Here is a 26,982-nt window from a genome sequence, read left to right as displayed (position 1 = left end):
TTCTCTATGCCCGAAACACTACCTCAACCGATCGGCTCGACACCTGAGCATCGTGTCGGCGTGTCGTCGACCCCTGAACCGGGTGACATGCTGCGCGCGTGGGATCTGACCCGGAGGATGAGCCCGCGTGGGACGGTGCGGGTGATGAAGCGCGACGCGTATGGGCGGCTTGATGAGAACAGCTACCCAAGCACGCACATGGTGGGTCCTGGGGCGCCGTCGACGCCGTGGTGCGTGAATCTTGCGGATGACGCGGGCTCGTTCTGGTTGTTGTGCTTTGACTTCGATGGCAAAGACAGCCACGGTGTCAGCCCGGAACTGATGGAGCTCGCGCACGACGAATGTGACGCGCTCTCGGGCGTTCTGGGTGAGCTGTCGATCGCGCACGTTGTCTGCCAGTCGTCCGGTACCGGTGGCCGGCACATCTGGGTCGCCCTGAACACCGGCGTTCCCACCGCCGCCGTCGCAACGCTCGCCCTGGCGGCACGCGCAAACTACCGCACCTTGGACCACGGGATGCTGCACAACGCCCGAACGGGCGCCGCCCGCCCTCCCCTGTCGCCGCACCGCGACGGAAGCTCCTCGAGCGTGCTCCGCGGCCGCCTCGACAGCCTGATCGCCCCGTCCACCGATGCCGACATGATCGCAGACCTTGCCCGGGCTCTCGACGCTCGGAAGCCCGAGGTTCGCGCCTTGGAGACCGCACCGTCCGGTCCGGTCGATGGTCGTCATCACGCGCACCGGCCGTTGAGCGCGGCAGGTACTGCGCACATGGCCACGATCGGTGGTGGGAGTAACCCGTCGTGGACGGGTTTCATGTGCCTTCTCGCGGCCGCGCACGCTGGTTGGCAACTCGCAGACGTCCAGCACGCCGCGAAGACCGCACCGGGAATGGAGCACTACCGCAGTAAGAACACCGGCCGCGGCACCCGCCGTACCCGCACCCAGACGGAAGCCGCCGACAGGCTCGGCCGGCAGTGGGACAAAGCCCAGCACATCGCCGCCCTCCAGCGCCCCCTTCCCCCAGCGGGTTCAGAACCGAAAGACCTCTCCGAGCTCTACGGCATCGTCGACGCCGTAGACGCCGTTCTCAGCTCGTTTCACACCGCACCCGGCCGATGGGGCTCGACCGAGACCGCACAGTCTCAGCGCAGCGTTCTCGCCGCCCTGGCATACCTTTCTCTGCAGACCGGGAAACGTATCGTGGCCGCCTCCATCAGGGATCTCGCCCTGATGACCGGGCTTGGCCGGACCACCGCTGCAGACGCCCTTACGGCCCTGAGCGAGCAGGACCTGATCTCCCGGGTCAGCACGAGCGACGGCGGTAACGCCGCAGAATGGCGGATGACCCCTGAGTTTTCCACAACCTCAGGAACACTCCGGTCACAACCACTACATAACCCCCGCCCCCCTGCCGAACTTTTCAACACCAGAGTCGATCAAGTCGCCACCCTGGAGAACCTGCTCACCGACCAACGACACGACCTGTTCACCCGCGCCGGCCTTGGCCACCTCGCAGGAAAGATTTACGCGGTCCTTCGTCAGATCCCTGCACTGACCGTCGAATCAGCAGCACGACTTCTGGGGGTCTCGACGAAACACACGATCACGGTGCTCAGCCGGCTACGGCGCCACAAGCTGATCATCCGACACCCGGAAGGCTGGGCTAGGTCCAAGAGAGACCTTCGAGACCACGCCGCGAAAGTCATCGGAGTCGCCGGCTTGCTACTTGATCGGGCGAACCGGTACGCCAAGGAGCGTGAAGTGTGGGCGTGGTGGTTGGCTGAGGTGAACCAGATGAACTCGACCCCCCGCCGGCGTACTCGAAGGCCACACGTTTCGAGCCGAACGCTTCAGTTCATCGACGATCTCCCAGGTGAACGCCAATGGCCGAGATACCCTCGAGCTGCTGATGGTCGAGCCGATCACAAAGAAGCCCGCTACTGGGCCCTGAACGGGATGCTCGAGCCAGGATCGCTATGGCACTCCAGCGCGGCGTAGCCAGCGTGCGAAGAAAATCTCGAACCCTTGGTCCCGCCGACGTAGCGTGCGCTCGGACACAGCGGATGCCGCGTGCGGCAGTCAGGACTCGGCATGGGAAACCTCATCTACGGAGCGCCGGGAGTCGAGATCGAATTGCACGGTTCGGATTCGTATTCAACTTTGCTTCGTGCTCCTCGGGAAGCTTCGTCACGAGGAGAAATTCGCTCTCTGCTGGGACGCCGTCGCGACCAGCTAGATGCACCTGAATTGGTTCAACCGCGCGAACTCGCTCTGACTGTTAGTCAGCACCACTCCCCCGGTCTCAATCAGCCGAGCCTGATTGGTGCGCTGACAACAACATCGAGCACTGCGGCGGTGTTCGTATCGCTCGCGGGAGGGGACTCGTTTGATTCGCCGAGGGTATGCCTAAGCCGTGAACGGGCTTGGCAGCCCCGCCGGTGCCAAGGTGGATGACCCCTCACCTGGGTTTGCGGGGCGGTGTATGTTCTTGGCATGTCGCGTCTGATCTCGCTGCCCAACAAGCACGACCCGGCAAGCCCGGGTCGCATCTGGTTCAACCCCGAACGTGTCGTGTCACTGATCCCAAAATTCGGCAGCAACGGCACCCAGCACAGCCTCACCGTCGAGATCAAACTGACCGGAGTCCCCGCCATGGACGCCTGGCTCGGCAATTTCCTGTCCCGCGCGGACGCCGACATCGCCTGGCACACCTTTCTGACCAGCATCACTGCCGATCAGGCCGCTATGTAACGGGGACGAGCGCACCCGAAGTCTCGGGCAACTGCTCGACATGCGCCCCTGCGTCGTCCTCACCGGCAGTCACGGAGACCCAGCCTTCGTCCCCTCCCCCGACGGCTGGGAATCTATACCAGTGCAACGCAAGCGCCCGCGTCGCACTCCAGAACCACGGGCTCACTCTTCCCGAAGTGAAGGCGTGACCGTGCTGATTCTGATTACCAGACGGTCAGAGCGTCGCCGGATTGACCGGCCTCATCACCAAGTGGCTGAAAGGCGAGCTTCCACTGTTCGGCGACGGCATTTTCCGCTTCTACACCTTTCTGCCACACCCGCGACTTTTGACTACTTTGGAGGCGCCCCATGAGCACCACACCTACCAGCCACCGCGGCGCTGTAATCGGCTGCCTCTCCGCTCGGTAGTCTGGCGCGACGTCGCGTGGCCCGATGCCTGCCCTTCCCTCTTTTCCAGTAATGCAAAACGAGGCGGTCGTCCTCACGCCGTGTCCGGAGTCTGTAACTAACAGACTCTGTATGTCTGTTAGTGCCTGCCCTATAGCTCGTGAATTCTCATTGACGATCCGCGTTCGCGGATCGTTGCTGGTCCGATTCCGTTGACCTGCCTTCCGAGTGAGTTGCGGACAGCGTTGTAGGTTGGCGCGCTAGTGTGCGCTTGCACAAATTGGACGCTGCGTAACTTCGCGAGGCCGCAATCGGCTTGGTAGGAGGTTACAGAGTCCGTAAGTGCGTAAGTGCGTAAGTCTGTAAGTCTGTAAGTATGTAAGTCTGTAACATCGTTAGTGTAAGAACACATTTTGCAAGTCTGTAACTCTCGGACTAACAGAGGTACAGACTTACAGACACCGGAACTGTCGGAGTCTGTAAGTTCGTAAGTCTGTGACATACAGACTACGACTTGCCGGATCTGTTCCGGGAAAACCCCAAAAATTCGGATTGGATAACAACATGCGCATTGTTTGCTTGGTCGGTCAAAAGGGCGGGGTGGGAAAGACAACGACCACGATGAACCTGGCCGCCGTCATGGCCAAACATTCTCGAGTGCTCGTCGTAGACGTTGACCCCCAGAAGTCCACGACTTGGTGGGCAGAAAACGCGGGGGAGAATCTGCCCTTTGACTTCGCCGCAGACGTAGACCCGGAGAACCTCGCCCGACTTCGCGAACTGCCCTACGACACCATCTTTGTCGACACCCCAGGCAGCCTTGAAGACACGCGTGTTCTTTCCGCAGTTCTTGACGCATCTGACTTTGTCATCCTCCCACTCAATCCGGAGCCTCTCAACACGCCTGCGATGATCCGAACAATCAAACAACACATCACCCCCCGAAACCTTCCGTTTAGGGTCCTCCTCAGCAAAATCGACCGGCGTCGCGCGGGTCAACTCGAGGACTGGGAAGAACTCATCGATCAAGGGCTCAACCTGCCCCGATTCCGGCAATATGTGCGTCTTTACGCAGCCCACGCTGACGCGCCGCTGGAAGGGCGAGTGGTCACCCAATACGCGGACACCAGGCAAAACGCAAATGCCATCTTCGATTACACCCATGTCGCAATGGAGCTCATGGCTATTTGGGCCAACGAACTAAAGGAAGTTGAGGCACGCTAATGGCTCGAGCCAACTTGAGCGCAATGCTCGGGAAGCTAGACGAAGACGAATCGACAGCCGCACAGCCGGCAACGATCAATGCCCCAGTTGAGACTAGGACCCGCAAAGCCCCTTCAGCCAAAGCGAAAGCGGGCGAATCGAATACAACCACCAAGCCGACGTTGGAGAACGCCGGAAGCGCCGGAGGGGAGGGGCTGGGACATGCTTCTGGTCCGCACTACATGCGCTTCGAGCGTAAAGAGGCACGACTGAGGCCCGACCAGTACGCGAAACTCACAGAATATTCTCGTCGCCTTAACAGAGCTAGAACCGAGGGCGGCGAACGGATCACGGAGAACACCTTGATCCGTGTCGCAATCGACCTGCTGCTCGAGAGTGCAGATTCACTGGCCGGATCAAACGAAACAGAACTTCGCAACTCTGTAAGTCTGTAACTCTGTAAGCGAACCCCTGAATGGTTGCATAGCGGCAGCGACGATAATGGCGACCTCCGATTCGGTGGCATCCGATACGTCTCCCGCCTGGGGGATTGCGAGTGCCGGCCTGTTTTCGACGGCCCCCAGACCGTAGCCGTCGGCAAGGAACCCATCACGGCCAACTGTCCAAACCTGGTCGCGGTCGGCACGGCATCACGCTCGAATAACCGACACGAACAGGCCCCTGTCGGCGGCTAAACGGGCGCTCACTGACAATCGACGACGAACCAAGTCACATCAGGGGTTGGCGTGAGGGGGTGCGAGGCGGTCGAGGTCGCTCTGCGCGCGTTTCGCTTGGGCGAGACGGTCGGCGGGATCTCGCTCCCACCAGTAAGGCCCCCGTTCGCCGAGACCAAGCTTCGCAAGCCCAACCCGCCGTCGAGCGGCCGCGAGTCCCTTCTCGTCACCGTCATGGCGTGTCATGCGGACTTGGGCGCGCGCCCGACCCAGATGCGACTTCAGCGCCTCCACGACGGGCGCCGGTAGTGTCGGGTCGGTGCGCCGCCATCGTCGCCCGTTGATCAGCATCCACCGGGCCGCCTCATCCGGATCGGTGACATTCGACTTATCGCTCATGCAGCACTCGCGCCCTGACGGTGCCACGACAGCCAGACGGTGGGGGAGTGGTGGGCCGGTGTTGGCATAGTGGCCACCTTGCCACCCGCGCGGCGAGGGTCCAACGTTTCAAAGCTCTCTTGACCTGGTACGCCCCATCTGAGTATGACTGCCGGCTTAGAGCATGATCGCGAGATCTCGAAGTACCGCTGCCAACGCTGAGCGGAGCACGACCGCCCGATCAGGCCTTCTTCCTGGTCGACGACTGAAGCGCTGTTCCGATGTGGTCCAGGTCCAGCGACGGCACGAACCCCGGATCCTCATACAACGCCTGCAGCGATCCAGTATCGATCGCACCGACGTCCGTTGTGGCGGCGATCTTGGTGTCGCCTTTCGCGGCGTCCCAGGCGCTTTGCCACACCATCGCGAGAGTCAGCGCACCGTCAGCGAAGAGGCCAACAGTCTGTTGACCGAACTGCGCCCACAACGCATCGGTGACCTTCACCGTGCTGTCGCCCTTCTTCATCGCTACCGCCGCGTAGGCGAGGACGAGCGTTTTCGGGTCGATCGTTTTCGCTGACCGGTCCATCAGGTGCACGATCTCGACCGCGACCTGCTGCCCGCTCGTCACTGTCGGGTGCGCGTCGGCGTTCTTGAGGGTCGTGGTGAGGGCGGTGAGGATGTCGGTGTCGTGTCGGTCGACCATGGTCGGTTCGTAGGCGGAGTGAACCCCAGCCCCTGTGCCGTCGGGGAGCCCGTCAGCGAGGTACGAGCCGTGCAAGGGTTGGCAGGCGTCACCGACATAGTGCGCGACAAGGCCCGCGGCCGCAACGTAGCGCGTGAGGTCTTTGGCTTCAGGGCGGCGACCATCTCGTCGAAGAACTGCCACACCCGAAACGGCAACAACCCCCGGTCTGACGGGTCGGTGTGGCCGAGGCTGGTGTAGTACTCCTGCCACACGACCACGTTCCCGTTCGCAGGATCCTCCATGCACAGCTCCCGGATGGTCTTCTGGTCCGAGGGGCGAGGTTGGACGGCGTCGGCGAAGTGCGTCGGATGCTCAGGCCCGGTCCGGAACGCCGTATCCCGGCCGCCCTTCACCGCAGACGGGAGGTTTTTCCAGACCAGGTCGGGAACGTCCGCGAGGGGGATGAACCCGCCGGCCTTTTTCCCGGCGATGGTGCCGCTGTTGATGTCGGTGGCGTCGAGGTCGCGAAGCGCGAAGCTGATCCGGTCCACGTTGTTGCTCATCAGGGTTTGGAGGGTGGGGGAGGTGAGGTGTTCGGTGGCGTAGGAGGCGATTGTGTAGTGCCCGGTTTTCCCCCAGAACGGTTGCGCACCGGTGTTGTAGTCCACGACAAGTTCGACGTTCAACAGGCGGAGGATGTTGGTGAGGCTGGTCGCGAGGGTGAAGTTGTAGTTCCTCCCGGTGCTGGCCAGGAAGGATTGTCCGCCCCACTGCAACGCGATCGGCCTAAGCGGCTGGCCGTCGGCTTGCACGAGGTGCCAGAGGGTGCCAGAGTCCCCGGGCCGGCTGTCAGGAGTGCCGGGGGTGGGGGAGATGAGGAAGTCGGTGACGTCGTCGTACCCGCCCACGCTCCTATACCGGTAGAACAGGGCGGTGATCCGGCCGGAGAGATTCCCGGACGCGGCACCGAACGCCCGGACTTCGGCGCCGATCAGGCGGACGCTGATGTTCTGCTCATTCAGATCCGCGAGCTCACCCACCACAGGCAGCCCGTACCCCTGCGACGTCCACGCGGTGACGTCATCGACCTCGATGAGACCGGCGTCCAGGGTGAGGTAGGTGCGGCGGCCCGGGAAGTCCATGTACACGTCGGAGAACGGCAACCGGGTGAGCTGGTTCGCAGCCGAATGCCCGATGGGGGTGTCAGTGCCATCGGCAATGCTCGACACGACCGTCCCCGCGGGTCCGGTGACATGCCGGCTGGTCAACGCAAACACGGTGTGCCCGTCAGTGACCAGGGTTCCGACGGACGCGAAGTTCTCCACGCCCTGCACCTCACACAGCAGCGGGAACCCGCCACCGATCCGCCCTGCCGGCCAGGTTCGTGGCGGCAGCACCGAGTCGTCTGGTGCTGCGCGTTCGACGAGGACGACGCAGACGGGGACGGTGCGGCCGTCGGGGAGGTAGAGGGTTTTCGGGACGACCTGGTCGGGGGAGGTCTGTCCCTCGCCGAGACCGAACTGGTCAGCGTCCAACCACTCATCGACGAGCACCAGGATGCAGGGCCAGGAGTAATCCCGGACTTCGGAGTTTTCAAAAGTGCGCGCCGGTTTCACCGTCATCACCCGCCGCGCCGAAAACACCTTCTCAGAGGCCTCTGGTTGCGCGTCAGTGGTGCGGATCAGGTACCGGCCCACGGCGGTACCGACGACGTTCTTCTTATTCAACAGATGCCAGTGATACTGATCCCTCGCCTCGAGCAGATCCGCTGTCGACAGGCTGGCAAAATCAGAATCCGCACCCAGAACATCCATCACCACTACCCCCAGCCTCGACGCCGACTCAGCCGCCTCGCTGTGCTGGCATTCTCGTTCTGAGGGCAGAATACGCTCCACCGGCCGACACTGGAAGAGAGGTTCACCGTCAGCCCGGTGAACCTCGTTCCTGACGCATCACTGATGCCGCTTTCGTGTCTGGGCGTCACTCTGTGATGGCGGTCATTGGCGGCGGGTCTTAGGCTGACCGGATGATGCGGCTTCTTCTCATCCGGCACGGCCAAACCCCCGCGAATGTTCTCGGTGAACTCGACACCCATGCGCCCGGTCCTGGCCTCACTGACATCGGCATCCAACAAGCCGCCGCCATCCCGAGAGCCCTTCGTGACCAAACGGTGGACGCGATCTACGCGTCTGCGCTGATCCGAACCCAGCTCACAGCACAGCCGCTCGCCGGCGAGCTCGGCCTGCCCATCACGATCTTGGATGGGCTTCGCGAGATCGAAGCCGGAACCCTTGAAGACCGAACAGACTCGGCGTCCGTGAACACGTATCTCACAACGTCATTCGCGTGGGCCGAAGGCGACCTCGACAGACGCATGCCCGGCGGTCCCGACGGTCACGAATTCTTCACCCGCTGCGACGATGCTGTCGGGGCTGTTACGGCCGCTGGCCACCAGGTCGTCGCGGTGTTCAGTCACGGGATGGCGATCCGGGCATGGGCGGCCGCGCGGGCGGCGAACATTGACGGCAGTTACGCCTCAACTCACCAACTCGACAACACCGGAATGGTTATCCTGCAACGCGAGACTGACGCCGATAAATGGGAGCTGGTGACGTGGCTGGAAACCCCGCTCGGTGGCACCCACCTCGTCGACGCCCGAGCGGCCGACCCGGCCGGCAACACCCTGATCGGTGCACGAGCCAAACTCGTCTGACCGACTCTTCAGACTTCGACGACGTCCGCGCCGGGTGCGTTCGTTTTGTACCCTTCCGACACCGCGATCGTCTCCCCGTTGCTAGTCTTGAGCCGGAACAGGTACTCGCCACGCGTGCCGCCAATGGTACGAACTCGCGACCGTCACCTATGACGACTCCAGCTAGCGCTCGATGGGTGCGAGGCTGTCGGGGGTGAGCTTGCGGCGCTTCATCTCACCTTCGATGACGGCATCGCGCAGGCCGAACATCTGGCCACCGCCGATCCGATTGAGTAGGTAGTCCGGTCGTATCGATCCGACGAGCTTTTCTTCGAGGTCGTATCCGTTGCGGGTTTTCGCAGCGTAGAAGCGGGTCGTGTCGAGCGGTCTGAAGACGTCGATACCGAGTACCGACTCGTGCGGCTGGCCCCAGAGCAGCCTGTCGAATTGCAGCATCCCGGCCCAATGCCCTTTGATACGGCGGCGTAGGTTGACGCTCTGGCCGATGTACGCCTGCTTATAGTCGTCGAGGATCATGATGTAGATCAGCGTCTGCTTGCACATCTACGAACCTGACGCCCTCTTCTGTAGACGCGTCGATCGCGGCCAGTGCCGCTCCTACGTCTGACGCGAAGGTCGCCCAGGCTACGAACACCTAAACTGGATCACCGTCATCCTCGCCGACCGCGAGCTCTTCGGGCATATTTCTGCCAGCGGACTCGGGACCGCAAGCGGCAGCTAACGGCACGGTGACCGTCGACTCCAGCGGCACCCTCGTGTCGTACACCGTCGCTGACGGTGACGCCATATCGGCAATCGCGGACCGGTTCGGCATCTATCCCTACGGCCTAGTGCAGCCTGACGGATCGCGATTAGGGTACGACAAAACACTGATTGTGACCGGCGAGACTCTCACGTTCAAAACATACCTACCATCGTGCCGCAGTGTGCCTGACCCCAACGCCTGCAACTAACACTTAACCACTCGCGCGGAATCGGGCTAGCCCCGGAAGAAGTGCCCCAACGGGCAATGTTCTGCCGTGGGCGTCGTCTTCAGTTTGCGAATGCACAAATGTCAATTCTCGTATCGGCGACCTTTTCCGGAGCGTTTGAAGTACTCGCTCTGGCGGCGGGAAACAGACACGCGTTGGTTCGATCGGCGGATGACCTGGCTCAGAGAATAAGCGCCGCTGCTTCCAACCGTGGCGCGGTCGGTCAGGTTTCACGCGCAACCGCAAGAATAGGGTCATGGGTGATGAGCTGCTGGTTGGCGTGGAAAAGTGGTTGGAGAAAAGCGGTCACGCGTTCGAGTTGAGGATTGCCCGTGCCTTCCGGAAAGGTGGCGCCAATACAGCGGATTTGTCGTTCTCTTACACCGACGCCACTACTGGAGTACTTCGGGAAGGGGATGTACTCGCTCAGTATGGCTGGACAGCGATCGAGAACATTCGGGCCTCCATCGAGGTTGTGGTTGAGTGCAAGAGTGGCCGGGATCATCCTTGGGTGGCTTTCTACGACGAGGACTCAGCGTTAGGGGCGACCATTTATGACTGGGCTTATTTTGCCCATGGTCCATTTGTGGGCATAACCGAGCCGCTCACTGAAGCCTGGGGCGGTCAACCACCATTCGATGCGAAGCAAGTGGCTTCACATCTCGTGGCTGCTCACGCGGGTGACTCTCGAAATCCCGCCGGTGACGCCGTGCGACAGGTTCTTAGTGCAGCAGCGGCGCTGCAGCAGCGATACATCGAAGGACAGATGCAAGATCGCCGCGGCTGTGTTGTAGTTCCTGTCGTTGTAACTGGCGGCCAGCTTGTTGAGTGCCGTCTTAAGGAAGACGGCAGTACCCATCTGAACGAGGTCCCGCTCGTTGTCGTTGCTGGTCCACGTCGGGAGAGGCCGACGCCAGTATTTGTAGTTACGGAAGAGCACGCCCCGCAACTCGCAAGCACTTTCTCGATCTGGCGACACTTGCAGACAACCTGAACCGTCTACGGTGTTCTGCCGCTTCTATGCGGGTGTCATCTCGGTCTCGAGTGATGTGTTGAGGTCAGCGTAATACGCTGCTTCGAACTCGTCGGGTGGTGCATCGCTTAGCCGGGAATGCAGCCGGGTGGTGTTGTACCAATCGACCCAGGCCATGGTGACCCATTCGACATCATCGAGGGTTCGGAGCGGGCTCGTTCTGAAGGGGCTGTCCTCGCGGATCGCTTCGGTCTTGAACAGCCCGATCGTGGACTCGGCGAGGGCGTTATCGTATGCGTCACCGATGGAACCGATCGACGCCGCGATGCCCTCTAGCAGCAGTGTTTCGGCGAAGTTGATCGACGTGTATTGTACGAGTTCAATCGGTCGTTGCAACACCGGGTTGTTGGAGTAACTGTAGCTGCTCGTCGAAGACCTCAGCGGGGGTTTTCCAGTCGAGGCTCTTGCGGGGGCGATTATTCAGGGTGCGTGCGACGGCTTCGAGGTCTTCTGCGGACCATCGTGAGAGGTCGGTGCCCTTCGGGAAGTATTGCCGCAGGAGCCCGTTGGTGTTCTCGTTCGTCGGCCGTTGCCAGGGCGAGTGCGGGTCGGCGAAGAACACTTTCGTTCCCGTGTCGAGCGCGAACTGTGCGTGCGCGGAGAGCTCCTTGCCGCGATCCCAAGTCAGTGTCTTGCGGAGCTGTTCGGGCAGTTTCGTCATCGAGGTGGTGAGCGCGGCGTTCATCGCGACTGCTCCGTAGCCGCCCAGCGCCGGACCGTTCTTCACGTAGGGGTCCTCGCCCCAGCCATCGAGCCGGGGAAGGTGCACCAGCAGGGTCGAGCGGCTTTTGCGTTCGACGATCGTGCCGATCGCGGACCGTCCTGTGCCAATGATCAGGTCGCCTTCCTTACGGTGTTGTTGTGGGTGATTTCGGAGCTGTCGTAGTGTTTCGATCACCCTCGGGTAGCGGGTATGGCTGAGGTCGCCCCGCCGCTTGGACGGCTCACTGGGAATGGCCGCCCGCTGCCCGTTGATGACTCGACCGCTGATTGAGAATTACGACATTGATCGTTGGGTAAGGACGTGCCGGCGTGGTTATCGACAGGGCGTCTCACGAGAACTGATCGAAGGGAACGAGCAAATGCCGGTTGTGTGGGCGGGAATCGATTCGGGAAAGATCGCGCATCACTGCGTCGTCATCGACCAGGCCGGCACGGTACTGATCTCCAAACGCGTCGATAACGACGAAACGGTGCTCCTCGAGCTGATCGCCGAGGTCACCGATATCGCCGCTGACGAGGAGGTCACTTGGGCAACGGATCTGAACTCCGGCGGTGCGGCTCTCCTCATCGCATTGCTCGCAGCGAACGGCCAACAGCTGATCTATATTCCAGGCAGGATCGTGCACCACGCTGCCGCCACCTACCGCGGTGACGGCAAAACGGATGCGAAAGACGCCCGGATCATCGCCGATCAGGCCCGGATGCGCACCGACCTGCAACCCGTTCGCGGTGCCGATCAAATCAGCGTCGATCTGCGACTACTCACCGCCCGCCGCACCGATCTGGTCTGCGACCGGGTCCGCGCGATCAACCGACTCCGAGCGACACTGCTGGAATACTTCCCCGCGCTGGAGCGAGCGTTCGACTACTCCAAAAGCAAAGCAGCACTGATACTGCTTTCCGGCTATCAGACCCCGGAGGCGCTGCGCCGGGCCGGGACAACAAGGCTCGCAGCCTGGCTGAAGAAGCGAGGAGCCCGTAACAGTGCCACCGTCGCAGCGAAGGCTATCGACGCTGCGCTGACGCAGCACACCACACTCCCAACTCAGCCGGTGGGTGCTGCACTGGTCAGCCGACTTGCAGCAGTAATTACCTCTATCGACGCGGAGCTCTCCGAACTCGACACTCAGATCGTCGACCGCTTCGAGCAACACGAGAGCGCAGGCATCCTCGTCAGCATGCCCGGCTTCGGCCCGGTCCTGGGCGCTACGTTCCTCGCGAATATCGGCGGCAACCTCGATGGCTTCGATAGCGTGGCAAGGCTTGCATCTGTCGCGGGCCTCGCTCCGGTCCCACGGGACTCAGGCCGTATTTCCGGGAACCTTCACCGGCCACGACGTTTCAACAGGCGGCTGCTTCGCACCTGCTACCTCGCCGCACTATCCAGCCTGAAGAACAGCGCCGCATCACGCACCTTTTACGACCGAAAACGTGCGGAAGGCAAGACCCACAAACAAGCACTGATCGCCCTCGCCCGCCGCCGAATCGACGTCATCTGGGCCATGCTCCGCGACCACAAACCATACCTCGAACCCCTCGCCAAACTGCCCCTCGCTGCTTGACAACAGCATTGAGATTCCCAGTGCCCGGGGACAGCGCGATCCTCGGCCTCAGCGGGGCGTTCAGAGAACACGACATCGGCAGTCACATGACCCTGGGGTCGGTTCTGTGCTCGAGCCCGCGGCTGCCGGAGCGCGCGACCCGTTCGCAGACAGGCGACGAGTTCACGCTTCAGCGCGCCACGACCCTGGATGAATAGCGACTGGTATATCGCTTCGTGGCTAATGCGCATGGATTCATCATCCGGGAAATCGACCTTCAACCGGTGCGAGATCTGCTCCGGACTCCACGCGGTCGCCCACCGCCGGTCCTGCCGGTGCGGCTTATTCAGCCCCTTCCACGCCGGAAGTTCCGGCCCGACAACGACACTGCCGTCCGGGCGACGAACGTTCCCAGCAAGGCGCTCCTGGACGTACTCACGCAACCCGTCGTTAGCCACGAGCCTCGCTGTCTTGGGACGCTTCGCCGCCTGCTGAGCCTTCCACTGCGCCACTAACGCCCGATACTCCTGCTTTCCGCTACGGGGGCAGCATTGCGGCGCAGCTCCCTCGAGATCGTCCCCGGATCACGGCCGACCCTGCGCGCGATCTCACGCACGCCGACCTGCTTGGCGCGGAGCAGTGCGATCTCTTCACGCTCCTCGAAAGAGAGGTAACGACCGCTGGGTTCGGCGAGTGCGAGCGATGGCATACCGCCAGCGTGGCGAAACCAGCGGGACCCGACCGGCACAGACACGCCCACCTTCAGCGCCGCCTCGGCTGAGGTGATACCCGTCGCGATCAGACGCCAGAACTGCCGCTGCACCGCCCGCGAGGGCTCAGGCCGCCCAGGCGAACGCATCGGAGGACGCAACGCCCGATCCGCACGCCACTGCCGACGCGCACCCTCGGGCACATCACTCGTCTTCGCAGCCCAGTCCTTCTTCGCCACCGCTGAACACCTCCACGATCAAGGTGTTGCGACGACCACTTGAATCCGCCTTGGCTGCCGGCGTCGCTGTGATGCACGAGCTCGTCACCGGCTGGGTGCCCGGCGCGATCGCGCCGCCAGAGGCCTGCGCGCAACGCGGTCGTGACTAATGGTGTCGTTTTCGTCGTCGCGGCGTGCCAGCCCACGATCGCTCTGGAGTAACAGTCGATGACGAACGAGACGTAGACGAACCCGGCCCACGTTCTGACGTAGGTGAAGTCCACGACCCAGCGCCGGTTCGGTGCAGGAGCTGTGAAATCACGATCCAGCAGGTCAGGTGCGCGCGCCGCGTTCCGGTCAGGGATCGTCGTCCTCAGCCCGCGGCCGCGAACCCTTCCGTTCATGCCGAGGTGCCGCATCAGCCGGTCGATCTGACGGATAGAAACCTGGTGCCCGGTGCGTCGCAGGTGCGCAGTCATTTTCCGGCGCCCGTACATACCTTCCGGCTTCGCAACCTCGTTGAGGAGCGCGTCGATGATGACTGCGTCGGCCTTGTCACGCTGCGAGGGCTGGGCGCGTTTCCAGGCCCGGTAGGTTCGCGCGGCGACCTGCACGCCCTGCGATCGCAGGACCTGGCAGACCGACTCGACCGCGCGGCCTTTCACACGTTGCTCTTCGATGAAGCCGAGGATCAGCGTCGTCGGGGGTCGAGTTCCCCGGCGAAGAAAACCGCCGCGTCCTTCAGGATCGCGTTCGCCTCACGCAACTCACGATTCTCCTGTCGAAGCCGCTTGACCTCTTCGGAATCGTTGGTCGTCAGACCCTTCAGCTCGCCCGCGTCGACCTGCGCCTGTCTGACGTAGCGACGCAACGACTCGGCCCCGAAGCCGAGGCGCCCCGAGACGCTCTCACACGCGGCCGACAGATTCGGATACTCGTCGAGGTGATCCAAAACCAGCCGCACCGCGCGCTGTTTCGTCTCCTCCGGAATACGTTTCGGCATGATCAATATCTTCCTTCCAAACTCGAAAGAAGACGGCATCAAACCGTAGACGGTTCAAACGCCATCAAACTACTCAAAGCCCTCGACCCGGTCATGCCCGAGAACTCCGACACCGGGCAATCGGAGTGCCGAGAAGCCGAAGGAAACAACATATTTCTGACCAACATCGGCCAATTTGAAGACACCTGCACCCATGTTCACGTGCAAATTGACCCGCTCAACCCGAGGCCGCTGAGCCTCTGACCGAGACATTGAGCCGAGTTGCGATGAGTGAGAGAGACTGCGACCGTTCCTAGCAGCGATCGCGTGATGCTGGTTGCTGGTCGATGAAACATGGCAGTCGTACTCATAACTTCGACCAATAGTTCCGGCAGCCCGTGATCCGCCATACCTCACCTGCCGTGGTCTCGTAGTCGCTGGGGGCACCTCCCGCTTGCGTGGGAAAATCTAGTTTCCAGACCTGGTTCGGACCCGGGGTTCTTGGCGAACGCAGCCTTCCTGCGTTCGGCGATTTTCCGGCGTTCGCGCTGGTAATCAGCAGGCAAGATCATGCCCTCGTCGCGCAGCGAACGCAGCACCGTCGACTGCGACACCCGGCGCCCATCGTGACGGGTCATGGCCCACACCTTCCGGTGACCCCACGCCGGATGCGCTGCCGCATGCTTCACAACCAACTCTCGCGCCCCCACCCGGGCAGGGCGCGGCCAGGGCCTTTCGGCGGATGGGCAGCACGCGCCTTGGCTTGCCGGCGCGGCAGGTGCGCTCGGGCATGTCGGAGGGTTCGCAGAACCTCGAAGTCGACATGACCGCAACCTTCCGGATCACCTCGAGGTCTTCGAAGGGCCCAAACGGCCCTCAGCGCTCTTCCTTCACTCGAACCAAATCGGTATTGAGAGTACTCTCATTGTGAAATCCGTAGAATGAGATTAGTCTCATTGAACCTCTTCTGGGGGTTGAGTTGGGTCAAAGGAGAATCGATGCGTGCAGCGCAAAACACTTCAATCGATTATTTCTATGAGAGCGACGTCGGGTTACGTGTTATCGTCCAATTCGATGAGCTGATGCGGTCCCAGCCCTCGATCGAGGAGCTCGTTCTCTGCGCTGCAATCGTCTCGCGGTCGGTTGCTGGGTTCCACGACAACCAGCGCGGACTAATTATTCGTCGACATCCCGACGGGCGGACTTTTCGGGAGCTCCCGTCAGACGAACAATATCGCCGGTGCGCCAGAGCCGTTGGCGATCGTCGTGGCGTAACCGTCTGGATCGAGCACGCCTCGAGTCAACCGTCCCTCGTCGAAAGCATGACACTTGAACGGTTCGCAGCGATTGCCGACCTGCTCTTGAACGCTGGGTGGTCGACCGCCTCGATGCGGACGTCGCTCGTGCGGACTCTGCTTGACGAGCAGTGCCCTGAAAGCGTGCGGGTAGACGCCGCGTCAGAGTTGGGACTCAGTCGGCTTTCGAAAGTCCGTGTCATTGCTGCTTCGCAAATGCAAGTTCGTGAACTCAATCGGGGCTCCCACTTTCAGTCGACAACCGCAGCCAGCTGGCAGGCGAAGGTCGGCAGCACCTTCGCGATCATCGTTCCCGAGAATTCTTGGGCTGCGCCTGACGTCGAAAATGCGCGATCGGGCACGAGTGCGGTCGTCACAATCGCGAACATTCCGCGAGCGTGGCGTGTGGCGTCGGGGCTGCTGAGGCTGACATCAAACGATGCTCGTGGGTATGGCGGTGCGAAGCATATTCTCGAAGACGACTTCGGCGCCGCTTCCATCCTGCCCATGCTCGTGACGTCGAATGTCACAGACATTGCCGACGTGGCTGCGATCGATGAAGCGTGCGCCGAGCTTCCCTGGGTTGCCGAAACGCTGTGCGCTGTCGCTGACAGCACGAGTGTTCGTCATGCAGCAACGTCGCTCTACGTGCATCATTCGACATTGGTGAGCCGCTTGAAGCAGCTCGAGTCTGCGCTCGGGTATTCGATCACGACACCTCAGGGAAAGTTCCGGCTGCAATTCGCCCTGCTGCTTCGACGCCTGACCCGTGAGACAAGCGACTAGTCAGCACGCGTCAATCAGCAGCCGTCACCAGGTCGGCTCCGCCGGCTTCTGGTTCGACGGGTCTACTTGTCGCTACGAGGATCGCGGCGACAAGACCGACAAGCGCAAGAATCGCTGCGCCGATGAAGCCTGCGACCATGCCCTCCTTGGTGAAGAGGCCTGGAACTGATGATTGGAAATTGCCGTTCAAGATCGCGACGAGTATGACGGGCACTGCCGCCCCGATGAGCGACACCATCAGAGTCACCGTGCCGGCTGCGATCGCCTGAATCTCGGGCTTCACGAAGACGACGATGAGATTGAAGACCGAAGCGAAGGTCGCGCCGACGCCGAGGCCAGACAGACCCACGAAGACCAGCAGGCCGACGGTTGTTTGCATCGCCGCAGCTGCAACGAGAAAACCAGCCAGCAGAATCACCTGCGAGAGGATCAGGTTTCGTCGCATTCCGAAGCGTCGTCCGCCGAGGTACCCGCCGATGAGACCGCCTAGCACTGTCGCGAGTTGGAAGGCCGATAGGAACAATGCTGTGTTCGCGCCGAGCCCATATCCCAGTCCAGCTGCTGCGGGTGTGCTCGCTGCGTAAGCGACCAGGAGGTAGGTGATGCCGCTCGCGCCTCCGGCGAGCCCGGCGACAAGGAGGGTGAAAACGACACCGCGATTGGCGAAGAGTTGAATGTCGATCAGCGGATTGCTCGAGCGCCGAGAGATGAGCACCCACAACACCAGCAGAACAGCGCCCCCAGTGAACAGTGCGATGATTCCGAGCGAGGTCCACCCCCAGTCCGCCCCCAAGCTCACTGCGGCCAGGATGGCAGAGATCCCGAATCCGAGCACGAGCCCTTCGAGCACATTCACCTTGCCTTCAGCGAGAACGTCGGACTCCGGAATCACTAGCCGCACGATCACGAGCAGCACAGCTGATGCGAACAAGGGAATCCAGAAGGTCGACACGAAGCCGAATTGCTGGATCGCAGCAAATATCGCAAACGGCACGAACACGTTGAGAATTCCGCTGCCATTCGCAACGGCTCCTACGCCAAGGGCGACGGTGCGAAGGGGGAACGTCTGGCGAATCAACGCCACCGACAGGAAGATCGTCGTGATGAGTGCGCCCTGAAGTGCGCGCCCCGCGATGAGGATCAGATAGTTCGGTGCAACGATGCAGATCAACGAACCGACCATCGAAATGACGATCGCGAGAAGGATCGATTTTCGTTTGCCGTGGATGTCGGCGTAGCGCCCGATCAGCGGTGACCAGATAGCCCCGGCCAGCAGTGGAGCCACGGTCAGCCATGCCGACTGGCTCGTGTTGTAGTGATCGAGGATCGACGTCAGCGCGAGCACGGGTCCGGTGATCTGCATCGTGTCGATTTCGACGACGACGACAAGGATGACCAACCAGAGAAAAAGTTTTGGTGTCCAGCCCTTGGCCGGGTTTACCGGATCCGTCGAGGGTACTGACGCCGTTGAGTAAGTCATACGTTCGTGTTCCATTCTTCGTTGAACAGGGAAGCGATCGGTGTCGCTGTAACTCGGTCGTGGGTTCTGCCGCGTAGATCGTTCGTGATCCGAACCTCGTGGTCCCGCGTGCTGTAAACGTATTTGGCCGACTCTCCAGACATCAATGTCCAATTGTCGCCAAAATCCGCCGCGTGAACGCACAGTTGGCGGAGGCCTCGTACTTGACTCTGAAGAACTGATGAGACTACTCTCAGGCACATGAGCCAAGGCTCGATGATGAGCGATCTTCTGCTGCATAACCGGCAGAGGGGTATGGGCTCTTCGCAAGGATCAGATCGGATTTCACGCGTCGACGCGTTGACTTCTGCTCGCTGAGCGAGGTTGCCGTCTTGGTATCAGAAATCCGAAAGTGTGACCGATGGCGCTCCGCTCAGCCGATGCGCTCGGTCCCCCGATCCCTTGTGGAGGAATCATGCTCGGCAATACACCAGGTGGCGTCGGCCACTATCGCAGAAAGAAATCGTCTCGTGCCATAGCGTTGGGCGCGGGTCTCATCGCTGCTGCCCTCGTCATGACGGCGTGCTCGGGTGGGAGCTCCGCGAGCTCCGGAACGAAGCAGGTTTTGACATACGGCATGAGCGCTCCGTTGGAGAACATGGATCCTGCGCGTGACAACGCTCCTCAGTATCAGACCTTGAGAGTGCTCACCAATGAGCCGCTGCTCTACGTCAATCCCGACGGCACGTACGCACCGGGTCTCGCGACGGATTGGGGATACGTCGGCACGGGCAACAAGACGTTCGAATTCACGCTTCGTCAGGGGGTCGAATTCTCTGACGGCACACCCTTGACCGCTGACGCGGTCAAGAAGTGGCTCCTCTACTACGCTTCGCAGAATGGGGGTGACGTTGAGGTTATGGGTGGCGGGTCAGCCGGCCCGTTCGCATCGATTGACACTGATGGGGACCTGAAGGTCACGCTGAACCTCAACGCGCCCAATCCGGTGGTTCCTTATGTCCTCTCCGACCAGACGACCTGGGGCATGGTCTCCTCGCCAGCGTGCGTGGATGCGCCTGATCGATTGGCGACGGAGACCTGCGGTGTCGGTCCCTACGTGCTGGACAAGTCAGGAACCGTGTCGGGTTCGCAGTGGACTCTGATTCCGAACGACAACTACTACGACAAGTCAAAGGAGATTTGGAGCAGTGTCGTAGCCAAGTTCATTGCGAGCCCGACCGCCCGCTTGCAGGCGATGCAAAGCGGCCAGATCGACGTGATGTTCGGTGACGCTTCGACGAACGACGCCGCGAAATCGGCAGGGATACAGCTGTTGCCGACCACGGGCCCCGAATATGGCTACAGCCTCGATGTGCTGGGGGCCATCGACAAGCCGCTCGCCGATGTACGCGTGCGACAGGCGCTCAACTATGCAATCGACCGGAAAACCATCATGAGCACGGTGATGACCGGAAAGCCGGTCGACACACTTCTGAGTTCGGATGGGAGCATCCCGAATCAACCCGACTACTACCCATATGACCCTGACAAGGCCAAGGCACTTCTCGCAGAAGCCGGATACGCGAATGGCTTCAGCGTCACTCTCAATACGGCGGCCTTCTTTGGCGCGGGCGGCACACCACTCGCCAGCGCTGTGGCTCAGTATCTGGGCAACGTCGGCGTCACCGTGAACGTGAATTCGTTCTCGGCGCCAGGCGAGTGGCAGCAATCGTATTCGACAGATCCGGTCGGAGTGCAGGTTGCTGGGTTTGACGGCAGTCGTTCGATGTGGTTGACGCTGGGCGGATTCCTTCCAGGGGGTACGTACAACCAAGCCGGAGGTGGATGGACGGATTCCACGCTGCAGCAGATGTACGACACGGGAAGCTCGGCTGCCGAGACCGACCAGCCCCAATATTGGCAGGGCATCACTGCTCGAATGGCGGAGCAGGCGTACTACCTGCCCGTGGGGCAAGACCTCAACTACTGCTACACCACCGACTCGGTGAAAAACGTTGTTGTCAACGGCACCCTCTTGCCAGCAAACCAGTGGCAGCCGGCTTCTTAGCAACAACTCGGCAGACTCCCGGTCGGATGCTCGAGTGAGCACACGCGGGGAATCTTGACCATCATGGGTAATGAGACTACTCTCGAAGTAATGAGAGTAGTCTCATTACCCGTATTTCTTGCGTGATGCATTCATCGAACGAAATAGGACAACCATGAATCTCTTACCGTTGGAGCCCGCCGCAGTGCTGAATGCCGATGAAATTCTCACAGAGGCGATTTCGTTGGTTCCGACGCTTCGTGAGCGGGGGGAGGAGACGGAGCGTCTGCGCCGGTTGCCGGACTCGACCATCCACGATGCTGCGGATGCCGGAATATTCTCTCTCCTCGTGCCGCGTCAGCTCGGTGGGGCCGGTGCTGGTCTGCAGGAATTCGTCGACCTGCTGCGCATCTTGGCCCGGGGTGACTTATCGGCGGCCTGGACGCTGGGCTTTCTCACCTCCCACAACTGGATGATCGCCCGGTTCCCGAAGAACGTCCAAGACGAGGTCTTCGCCGAGGGGCCACCCAGCCTGATGGCCATGGTGGCCCACCCCGTTGGCAAAGCGATTCCCGTCGCTGATGGATTCGAGCTAACGGGACACTGGCGCTATTGCTCCGGGGTGATGCATGCCGACTGGGTTGTTGTCACTGCCCTCATCGAGGGGGACGAGAGCGGCGCGGTGTCGATGTTCCTACTGCCGCGCAGCGACGTCGACGTGATCGATACGTGGTACATGGCGGGGATGCAAGGCAGTGGCAGTAACGACGTGAAAATCGACTCCCAATTCGTTCCGGCGGAACGAAGCATTCCGTTCGACGACTTGTTCGGGCGCAAGAATCCTGGAGCCAAGCTGTATTCTGAGCCGATCTACGGGTATGACGCCCGAAGCGTCATGACCTTCCTCTTTCCGGCCATGGCGATCGGAGCCGCCGAAGGATTGCTCGAGGATTATCGCCGCCGGTTAGACAAGCGTTTCGCCGCCTTCAGTAAGACGCTTGCTGGCGACACGGTCGCCGCACAGATGCGATACGCCCGCGCAACGTCTGCGCTGCGACTGGCTCAAGCTCGACTCGATCACAGCGTGAAGATCACAATAGATTTGAATGCATCTGCCGCAGACGACATGAGTCACGAACTACGCGCTTTGATCAAATTGGATTGCCTCGCGGTATGCCGAATGGCATGGGAGTCGGTGCAGCTCGTGATGGGTGGGTCGGGTTCGTCGGTGTATCGCTCGAGCGAAACGACCCAACGGGTCGTGCGCGATCTCCAAGTGCTGCTGAGCCACATGACCATCGACGAGGATCGATTTCTCGAGCTGTCGGGGGAGATATTGCTTGGCCGCGCGACATCAGATGACCCGACTCGCGATTTTGTCTAATGTGGTCACCTCGACGACGTTGCTGAAGACCGGTACCGATCAACCTCCGCAGCAATGCCATCCATGAGAACGCCAAGGCCACGAAGGAAGGCATGATCGTCTTCTGCATACGACTCGAACCGTACGGTCGAGGAGGCTGCTTCGCCTGCGTCTCCGAAAAGCGCTGAAATCAGTGGGTAGCTTCCATCGGCGACGCTGACGGAAATCACGTCGCCGATCTCGCGCTGTTCGGTGTCGTTCTTTCCTGCAGTTCTCAGCACGTGACCCACGACATAATTGTCGACCAGTTGCACAATGTTCAGACACTCACGAAGCGGTAGCCCCGTGACGCCCGCGGCAGCTAGAGACTGTTCCAGATGGCGAAGTCCGTTCGCGCCGAGAGCCCCCCGGTGAGTGATACCTCCAAGCACCGCCAGCCGCCATGGATGACGCTTAAAAGCTTCACATGAGCGCACGGCTAATTCCGTCAATGCTGCGCGCCAATCGTCTGGGGGCACGGTCGAACTGGCCAAAATCTGTTCGCCCATGAGTGCGTCATCGACGAGGGCAAGGAGCTCGTCTTTGGTGCGCACGTAGTAGTACAGCGACATCGTCCCGACATCCATCGCCTGGGCTAATCGACGCATCGAAAGCGCCTGAACGCCTTCCAGGTCGATTACCCCGATCGCAGCCCGAATGATGCTCTCCCGGCTCAATGCTGACGGCCGACGCCTTCGAGGCGAAACGGGCCCAGCAGGCTGCGAAGACATGACAACAAGCATACGCGAGCAGAATCCGGCGCTTCCATGTGCCCCGTGACCACGAACTGCAAGAGTTGAGACTTGTCTCATTGACACGCAACATCGTTGAGACTAGTCTCATTGAGAATCAAGTCGGAGGAACCAATGACGGTCGATATCTGGCGTTCTCAGCGTCGAGCGCAGGTGCGCTCACGCGATACGCATCAGGCGCTGGTGTGCGATAAATGACGTCGCTTGATGTCAACGTCGCACTGCAGCAACCGCAGGTGCGGCGGGGGAGTCGAATTGGTGGCCTGCTTCGCGACCCGATCGCGCAGGTCATCACGAGGCGGATCTTGTTCGCCATACCTCTGCTTTTCGTCGTCTCAGCGCTCTCGTTCGTGCTGATGCGGCTGATCCCCGGCGATCCTGCACGGCAGATACTGGGACCGAGCGGCTCTCCCGAGGCCTACGCTGCCCTTCGGGAGCAACTCGGTCTCGATCTACCGCTTTACCAGCAGTATTGGGACTGGCTGCAGAATGCGGTGCAGGGCAACCTCGGTACATCGATTTTCCGAGGCGAAAGCGTCGTCGACATCCTGAACCAGCGGCTCCCGGTGACCTTCTCGCTTCTCTTTCTCTCGCTGCTCGTCACGTTGATTGTGGGCGTCACCCTGGGGGTGCTCAGCGCGGTTCGGGGCGGCGCGACGGGTCGAGGAATCGATGTGCTGTCGCAGCTCGGATTCATCCTGCCGTCCTTCTGGGTTGCCGCCGTGTTGGTTTCGATCTTCGCGGTGCAGCTCCGGCTTCTACCCGCCGTCGGATACGTCCCGATCGACGATTCGGTCGCGGACTGGCTGCGTTCTCTCGTGCTGCCGGTCGCTGCGATCGCATTGGCCAGTGTCGCTGCGGTGGCACGGCAGACGCGGGAGGCCATGCTCGATGTGCTCGGCAGCGAGCACATCCGAATGGCGAGGGCCAACGGCATACCGCCTCATCGGATTCTCTTGCGCTACGCGTTGAAGCCCGCGGGAACCAGGGTTATGACGATGCTCGGCCTCGAGGCAGTGTCACTGCTCGGCGGCACGGTGTTCATAGAAAGCGTCTTCGCAATGCCCGGACTCGGATCTATTGCCGTCAGTGCGACGTACCAGCAAGACGTTCCGCTGGTGGTCGGCGTCACCGTCTATTTCACAATCCTGGTCGTCATCGTCAACCTCATTGTCGACCTGATGTACACCTGGCTCGATCCGAGAGTACGAACCGCATGAGCGCCATCACCACAGCCACGGAGGCGATCGAATCGCCGAACGCGCTTCGCCGTCTGTTTCGACGGCCGTTAGCGCTGGCCTGCATCGGGTATCTGCTCCTGGTGATTCTCGTGGCCATTCTTGCGCCTGTGATCTGGCCCGGTGTGGACCACGAGCAAGCGGGCGATCTGATTCGAGCGCGCCAAGGTTCCACCCCCGATCATTGGTTCGGCACCGACGCCCTTGGCCGAGACGTGCTTCAGCGGCTCCTGGTCGGCACTCGCGTCACAATGGTGGGTGTTGTAGAAGGAATGGTGGTCGTCCTTGCATTGGGTGTGCCGCTCGGCGTGATAGCCGGCTACTTCGGCGGACTTCCCGACCGAATACTGACGTGGATTTCTGATCTGACCTTCTCGATACCCGGCCTCATCGTCATCCTCGTGGTGCTGTCGATCTTCAAAGCGAGCCTTCTCGCGGCAATGATCACCTTCGGCCTGCTGGTGTCGCCGCATCTCATTCGCCTTGTTCGGTCGGCTACCTTGCCTGTCAGCCGCGAGCTGTACATCGAGGCTGCCCGGGTGTCCGGCCTCTCCCGCTTCTACATCCTTCGACACCATGTACTGCCCCGAATCGCGGGCCCGATCATCGTGCAGGCGTCCTTTCTTGCCGCCGCTATTCTCCTGGTGCAATCCGGTCTTGCGTACTTGAATCTCATCATCGAAGCACCGGCCCCGAGTTGGGGTGGAATGATCGCCGAAGGCCTCGAGAACATCAGCAGCCAACCATGGCTGATCTGGCCGCCCGGTATTGCAATCGGTCTGACGATGCTCGCCTTCTTGCTTCTCTCAGATCAGATTCGAGATGTCGGGGTTGAAACCTGGCAAGGGCCGCGGCGAAGAATCCGCCGTAAAGACATCACCCAGGTTCAGGCTGCTGCGCTGCGGGTTGAAGGCGGTCGCTCCGACTCCGGCGACGACGGTTCCCCCGCTGAAGTCGCCCTTCTCAGCATGGAAGGCGTGCGTGTGTCGGTGTCGTCGCCAGGTGGCGAGCTGACCATTATCGAGGGAGTGACGCTCGACGTCCGGGTCGGCGAGACCGTCGGTCTTGTCGGTGAGTCCGGTTCTGGCAAGACGATGACGGCGATGGCCATACTCGGCCTTCTGACTGGTGGGGCGCAGATCACCTCGGGCGAGATCCGATTCGCCGGCCGCAACCTCGTCGGGCTGTCCGAACAGCAACTTCGCCGCATTCGCGGCAGTGAAATCGGGCTGATCTCTCAAGAGCCGATGGTCGGATTCAACCCAGTTTTCAGAATCGGCACTCAGCTCGAGGACACCTTACGTCTGCATCAGGGCATGACTCGTCGCCAAGCGCGAGTTGCCGCGATCGACCTTCTACGGCGAGTTCGGCTGCCTGACCCCGCTGCTGTGGCGAGACGGTATCCGCACGAGCTCTCGGGCGGCATGGCTCAGCGAGTCGCGATCGCGCGTGCGCTCAGCGGAAACCCGACACTGTTGATCGCCGACGAACCGACCACGGCGCTCGATGTCACCGTGCAAGCAGAGATCCTCGAACTGCTTCGCGAACTCGCGCACGACGAACGGATGGCCATTCTCTTGGTCAGCCACGACTGGGGCGTCATCGCCGATGTTTGTGATCGAGCTGTCGTGATGTACGCCGGGCAAGTCGTCGAACGGGCGGGAATCATTCCGATCTTCCGTGAGCCGATGCATCCATATACGGCTGCATTGCTTTCTTCGAACCCTCATCATGCGATCCCCGGTGACGTTTTACCCACCATTCCAGGCACCGTGCCCAAACCCGGTGCGTGGCCCGTCGGCTGTCATTTTCAGGCACGTTGCCGCCTATCGACGACCGAGTGTGGAGAGGCGAAAATTCCGATGCTTCAACCAACCGATGAGCGCGAGACGCGGTGTCTTCATTTCCGTGTGCTGGCTCAGGAATCAGAGCTCGTTGAGGTGACACGTTCGTGATCGAGAACTCATCGGTTCACCGGGATAGCCGACCACTGCTCGAGGTTCGCGATCTCGGCGTCGTGTACAAGCTGGGGCGGCGTCGCCCACCGTTGCAGGCCGTCGATGGCGTGTCGCTCTCGGTCGCGCCGCGCGAAACAGTTGGAATCGTGGGGGAGTCAGGGTCGGGGAAATCGACTATCGGGCGGGCGATTCTCGGGCTGGCGCCGATCGATAGAGGCACCATCTCGCTGGCAGGTGACGACATAACTCATGCCGGCTATGGTCAGCGCCGCAAAATCAGCGCCGACCTTCAGGTGATCTTTCAAGACCCGTACAGCTCACTGAATCCGACGCGCACGATCGGACAAACGTTGTCTGAGAGTCTCATCGCCCAGGGTCATCGCAGCCGATCAGAAATCGAAGCGCGAGTAGCCACGATGCTTCATCGCGTCGGTATGTCTGAAGATGCCGCGAGTAAGTATCCCAACCGGTTCTCTGGCGGCCAGCGACAGCGAATAGCCATTGCTCGCGCCCTGATGACGCAACCAAGACTTGTCATCTGCGACGAACCCACCAGTGCGCTTGATCTCTCTGTGCAGGCGCAGATTCTCAACCTGATGCGGGAATTGCAAGACGAGTTTCAGCTGAGCTACTTGTTCATTGCCCACGATCTCGCAGTCGTGCGCCATCTTTCGCATCGCATCATTGTTGTCTACAAGGGCCAGGTCATGGAGCAGGGAGCTTCAAACACCGTCTACTCCTTTCCCGCCCATCCCTACACCCGAGCGCTGTTGTCTGCGGTTCCGGTTCCAGATCCCGTCGAGCAGGGAAGCTGGCGGGAACTGAGGCTGTCTGACGCGAGCGAAGCGCGGGCGCCTTCCGGCGAGAATGCTTGTCCTTTCGCATCTCGGTGCCCGCATGCTGTGGCGATCTGTCGCACCAGTCGGCCGGCGCTGGAGGAGACTCCGGAAGGCTCGTCAGTCGCTTGTCATCGGTGGCGTGATCTGCGCACACCGGCAACGACTGCGGTACGGAATAACGGCATTTCACAGGTGCCGCAAAGCAGCCCAAGCAACTCAATAGGAGCATGA

The 26,982-nt window shown here is 61.2% G+C and carries 22 protein-coding genes and 2 pseudogenes; 12 read left to right on the top strand and 12 right to left on the bottom strand.

The window, feature by feature from the left end:
- Positions 1-6: 6 nt before the first annotated feature.
- From V3W46_RS12905 to V3W46_RS12895, 3 genes are all read left to right on the top strand, one after another.
- Complete coding sequence (locus tag V3W46_RS12905; RefSeq protein ID WP_331783524.1) at positions 7-2,001, top strand: hypothetical protein; 1,995 nt, start codon at positions 7-9, stop codon at positions 1,999-2,001.
- Positions 2,002-2,496: 495 nt separating this feature from the next.
- A complete protein-coding gene (locus V3W46_RS12900; RefSeq protein WP_331783523.1) occupies positions 2,497-2,754 on the top strand; it encodes a hypothetical protein in 258 nt (85 codons plus the stop codon).
- A gap of 939 nt (positions 2,755-3,693) precedes the next feature.
- A complete protein-coding gene (locus V3W46_RS12895; protein WP_443069981.1) occupies positions 3,694-4,365 on the top strand; it encodes a ParA family protein in 672 nt (223 codons plus the stop codon).
- Positions 4,366-5,078: 713 nt separating this feature from the next.
- Here V3W46_RS12895 and V3W46_RS12890 read toward each other — a convergent pair.
- The 3 genes from V3W46_RS12890 to V3W46_RS12880 form a co-directional block, all read right to left on the bottom strand.
- Entirely contained in the window at positions 5,079-5,417 is a 339-nt protein-coding gene (locus V3W46_RS12890; protein ID WP_331783522.1) for a biopolymer transporter Tol, read from the bottom strand.
- A 220-nt stretch (positions 5,418-5,637) separates the two neighbouring features.
- Positions 5,638-6,102 carry a hypothetical protein gene (locus V3W46_RS12885; protein ID WP_331783521.1) on the bottom strand — a complete coding sequence of 155 codons (465 nt, stop codon included), beginning with the start codon at positions 6,100-6,102 and terminating at the stop codon, positions 5,638-5,640.
- Entirely contained in the window at positions 6,024-7,898 is a 1,875-nt protein-coding gene (locus tag V3W46_RS12880; RefSeq protein WP_443069984.1) for a S1/P1 Nuclease, read from the bottom strand. Before V3W46_RS12880 ends, V3W46_RS12885 begins: the two co-directional genes overlap by 79 nt.
- 215 nt (positions 7,899-8,113) lie before the next feature.
- On the opposite strand from V3W46_RS12880, the gene V3W46_RS12875 reads away from it, so the two are divergent.
- Complete coding sequence (locus tag V3W46_RS12875; RefSeq protein WP_331783519.1) at positions 8,114-8,797, top strand: histidine phosphatase family protein; 684 nt, start codon at positions 8,114-8,116, stop codon at positions 8,795-8,797.
- An 8-nt stretch (positions 8,798-8,805) separates the two neighbouring features.
- Here the strand turns inward: V3W46_RS12875 and V3W46_RS12870 are convergent, their stop codons facing one another.
- Both V3W46_RS12870 and V3W46_RS12865 read right to left on the bottom strand, forming a co-directional pair.
- A complete protein-coding gene (locus V3W46_RS12870) occupies positions 8,806-8,898 on the bottom strand; it encodes a DUF1508 domain-containing protein (protein WP_443069983.1) in 93 nt (30 codons plus the stop codon).
- A 61-nt stretch (positions 8,899-8,959) separates the two neighbouring features.
- Positions 8,960-9,340 (bottom strand): GIY-YIG nuclease family protein, encoded by a 381-nt coding sequence (locus V3W46_RS12865; protein ID WP_331783518.1) that lies wholly within the window; start codon positions 9,338-9,340, stop codon positions 8,960-8,962.
- Between the two features lie 684 nt (positions 9,341-10,024).
- On the opposite strand from V3W46_RS12865, the gene V3W46_RS12860 reads away from it, so the two are divergent.
- Complete coding sequence (locus V3W46_RS12860) at positions 10,025-10,762, top strand: hypothetical protein (RefSeq protein ID WP_331783517.1); 738 nt, start codon at positions 10,025-10,027, stop codon at positions 10,760-10,762.
- 24 nt (positions 10,763-10,786) lie between these two features.
- On the opposite strand, the gene V3W46_RS12855 is transcribed toward V3W46_RS12860, so the two are convergent.
- Both V3W46_RS12855 and V3W46_RS12850 read right to left on the bottom strand, forming a co-directional pair.
- A complete protein-coding gene (locus tag V3W46_RS12855) occupies positions 10,787-11,140 on the bottom strand; it encodes an integrase core domain-containing protein (RefSeq protein ID WP_331783516.1) in 354 nt (117 codons plus the stop codon).
- A pseudogene (locus tag V3W46_RS12850) lies at positions 11,121-11,648 on the bottom strand (IS30 family transposase); the annotation flags it as partial. The pseudogene V3W46_RS12850 and the gene V3W46_RS12855, both read right to left, overlap by 20 nt.
- A 235-nt stretch (positions 11,649-11,883) precedes the next feature.
- On the opposite strand from V3W46_RS12850, the gene V3W46_RS12845 reads away from it, so the two are divergent.
- The gene (locus V3W46_RS12845; protein WP_331783570.1) at positions 11,884-13,086 is read left to right on the top strand and encodes an IS110 family transposase; all 1,203 of its coding nucleotides are present in this window, start codon (positions 11,884-11,886) and stop codon (positions 13,084-13,086) included.
- Here V3W46_RS12845 and V3W46_RS12840 read toward each other — a convergent pair.
- The 3 genes and pseudogenes from V3W46_RS12840 to V3W46_RS12830 form a co-directional block, all read right to left on the bottom strand.
- Positions 13,065-13,924, bottom strand: a pseudogene (locus V3W46_RS12840) (transposase); the annotation flags it as partial. The gene V3W46_RS12845 and the pseudogene V3W46_RS12840 overlap by 22 nt on opposite strands.
- On the bottom strand, positions 13,864-14,673 hold the full coding sequence (locus V3W46_RS12835) for an IS3 family transposase (RefSeq protein WP_331783569.1): 810 nt from the start codon (positions 14,671-14,673) through the stop codon (positions 13,864-13,866). The pseudogene V3W46_RS12840 and the gene V3W46_RS12835, both read right to left, overlap by 61 nt.
- 11 nt (positions 14,674-14,684) lie before the next feature.
- The gene (locus V3W46_RS12830; protein ID WP_331783515.1) at positions 14,685-14,996 is read right to left on the bottom strand and encodes a transposase; all 312 of its coding nucleotides are present in this window, start codon (positions 14,994-14,996) and stop codon (positions 14,685-14,687) included.
- A 935-nt stretch (positions 14,997-15,931) separates the two neighbouring features.
- On the opposite strand from V3W46_RS12830, the gene V3W46_RS12825 reads away from it, so the two are divergent.
- Positions 15,932-17,056, top strand: a complete 1,125-nt coding sequence (locus V3W46_RS12825; protein ID WP_331783514.1) for a helix-turn-helix domain-containing protein — start codon at positions 15,932-15,934, stop codon at positions 17,054-17,056.
- Positions 17,057-17,066: 10 nt separating this feature from the next.
- Here V3W46_RS12825 and V3W46_RS12820 read toward each other — a convergent pair whose 3' ends face one another.
- Complete coding sequence (locus V3W46_RS12820) at positions 17,067-18,536, bottom strand: MFS transporter (protein ID WP_331783513.1); 1,470 nt, start codon at positions 18,534-18,536, stop codon at positions 17,067-17,069.
- Positions 18,537-19,152: 616 nt separating this feature from the next.
- On the opposite strand from V3W46_RS12820, the gene V3W46_RS12815 reads away from it, so the two are divergent.
- Both V3W46_RS12815 and V3W46_RS12810 read left to right on the top strand, forming a co-directional pair.
- Entirely contained in the window at positions 19,153-20,583 is a 1,431-nt protein-coding gene (locus V3W46_RS12815) for an ABC transporter substrate-binding protein (protein ID WP_331783512.1), read from the top strand.
- A 154-nt stretch (positions 20,584-20,737) separates the two neighbouring features.
- Positions 20,738-21,946 carry an acyl-CoA dehydrogenase family protein gene (locus V3W46_RS12810; RefSeq protein ID WP_331783511.1) on the top strand — a complete coding sequence of 403 codons (1,209 nt, stop codon included), beginning with the start codon at positions 20,738-20,740 and terminating at the stop codon, positions 21,944-21,946.
- A 5-nt stretch (positions 21,947-21,951) separates the two neighbouring features.
- On the opposite strand, the gene V3W46_RS12805 is transcribed toward V3W46_RS12810, so the two are convergent.
- A complete protein-coding gene (locus V3W46_RS12805) occupies positions 21,952-22,695 on the bottom strand; it encodes a TetR/AcrR family transcriptional regulator (protein ID WP_331783510.1) in 744 nt (247 codons plus the stop codon).
- Between the two features lie 215 nt (positions 22,696-22,910).
- On the opposite strand from V3W46_RS12805, the gene V3W46_RS12800 reads away from it, so the two are divergent.
- From V3W46_RS12800 to V3W46_RS12790, 3 genes are read left to right on the top strand one after another with little or no spacing between them, the layout of a single operon-like run.
- Entirely contained in the window at positions 22,911-23,936 is a 1,026-nt protein-coding gene (locus V3W46_RS12800) for an ABC transporter permease (protein WP_331783509.1), read from the top strand.
- Positions 23,933-25,909, top strand: coding sequence for a dipeptide/oligopeptide/nickel ABC transporter permease/ATP-binding protein (locus tag V3W46_RS12795; RefSeq protein ID WP_331783508.1), 1,977 nt, complete (start codon positions 23,933-23,935; stop codon positions 25,907-25,909). Before V3W46_RS12800 ends, V3W46_RS12795 begins: the two co-directional genes overlap by 4 nt.
- On the top strand, positions 25,906-26,982 hold the full coding sequence (locus V3W46_RS12790) for an ABC transporter ATP-binding protein (protein WP_331783507.1): 1,077 nt from the start codon (positions 25,906-25,908) through the stop codon (positions 26,980-26,982). The genes V3W46_RS12795 and V3W46_RS12790 overlap by 4 nt, the downstream gene beginning before the upstream one ends.

This window comes from Subtercola sp. YIM 133946, assembly GCF_036553535.1.
Taxonomy (GTDB): domain Bacteria; phylum Actinomycetota; class Actinomycetes; order Actinomycetales; family Microbacteriaceae; genus Subtercola.
The sequence above is the reverse complement of the archived record's forward strand: the minus strand, read 5'-3'. Positions and strand labels throughout refer to the sequence as shown.

Coding starts and splice junctions, on each gene's coding strand:
- V3W46_RS12905 (WP_331783524.1), top strand. CDS start 7: ATGCCCGAAACACTACCTCAACCGATCGGCTCGACACCTGAGCATCGT.
- V3W46_RS12900 (WP_331783523.1), top strand. CDS start 2,497: ATGTCGCGTCTGATCTCGCTGCCCAACAAGCACGACCCGGCAAGCCCG.
- V3W46_RS12890 (WP_331783522.1), bottom strand. CDS start 5,417: ATGAGCGATAAGTCGAATGTCACCGATCCGGATGAGGCGGCCCGGTGG.
- V3W46_RS12885 (WP_331783521.1), bottom strand. CDS start 6,102: ATGGTCGACCGACACGACACCGACATCCTCACCGCCCTCACCACGACC.
- V3W46_RS12880 (WP_443069984.1), bottom strand. CDS start 7,898: ATGGATGTTCTGGGTGCGGATTCTGATTTTGCCAGCCTGTCGACAGCG.
- V3W46_RS12875 (WP_331783519.1), top strand. CDS start 8,114: ATGCGGCTTCTTCTCATCCGGCACGGCCAAACCCCCGCGAATGTTCTC.
- V3W46_RS12865 (WP_331783518.1), bottom strand. CDS start 9,340: ATGTGCAAGCAGACGCTGATCTACATCATGATCCTCGACGACTATAAG.
- V3W46_RS12860 (WP_331783517.1), top strand. CDS start 10,025: ATGGGTGATGAGCTGCTGGTTGGCGTGGAAAAGTGGTTGGAGAAAAGC.
- V3W46_RS12845 (WP_331783570.1), top strand. CDS start 11,884: ATGCCGGTTGTGTGGGCGGGAATCGATTCGGGAAAGATCGCGCATCAC.
- V3W46_RS12830 (WP_331783515.1), bottom strand. CDS start 14,996: ATGCCGAAACGTATTCCGGAGGAGACGAAACAGCGCGCGGTGCGGCTG.
- V3W46_RS12820 (WP_331783513.1), bottom strand. CDS start 18,536: ATGACTTACTCAACGGCGTCAGTACCCTCGACGGATCCGGTAAACCCG.
- V3W46_RS12815 (WP_331783512.1), top strand. CDS start 19,153: ATGAGCGCTCCGTTGGAGAACATGGATCCTGCGCGTGACAACGCTCCT.
- V3W46_RS12810 (WP_331783511.1), top strand. CDS start 20,738: ATGAATCTCTTACCGTTGGAGCCCGCCGCAGTGCTGAATGCCGATGAA.
- V3W46_RS12805 (WP_331783510.1), bottom strand. CDS start 22,695: ATGTCTTCGCAGCCTGCTGGGCCCGTTTCGCCTCGAAGGCGTCGGCCG.
- V3W46_RS12800 (WP_331783509.1), top strand. CDS start 22,911: ATGACGTCGCTTGATGTCAACGTCGCACTGCAGCAACCGCAGGTGCGG.
- V3W46_RS12795 (WP_331783508.1), top strand. CDS start 23,933: ATGAGCGCCATCACCACAGCCACGGAGGCGATCGAATCGCCGAACGCG.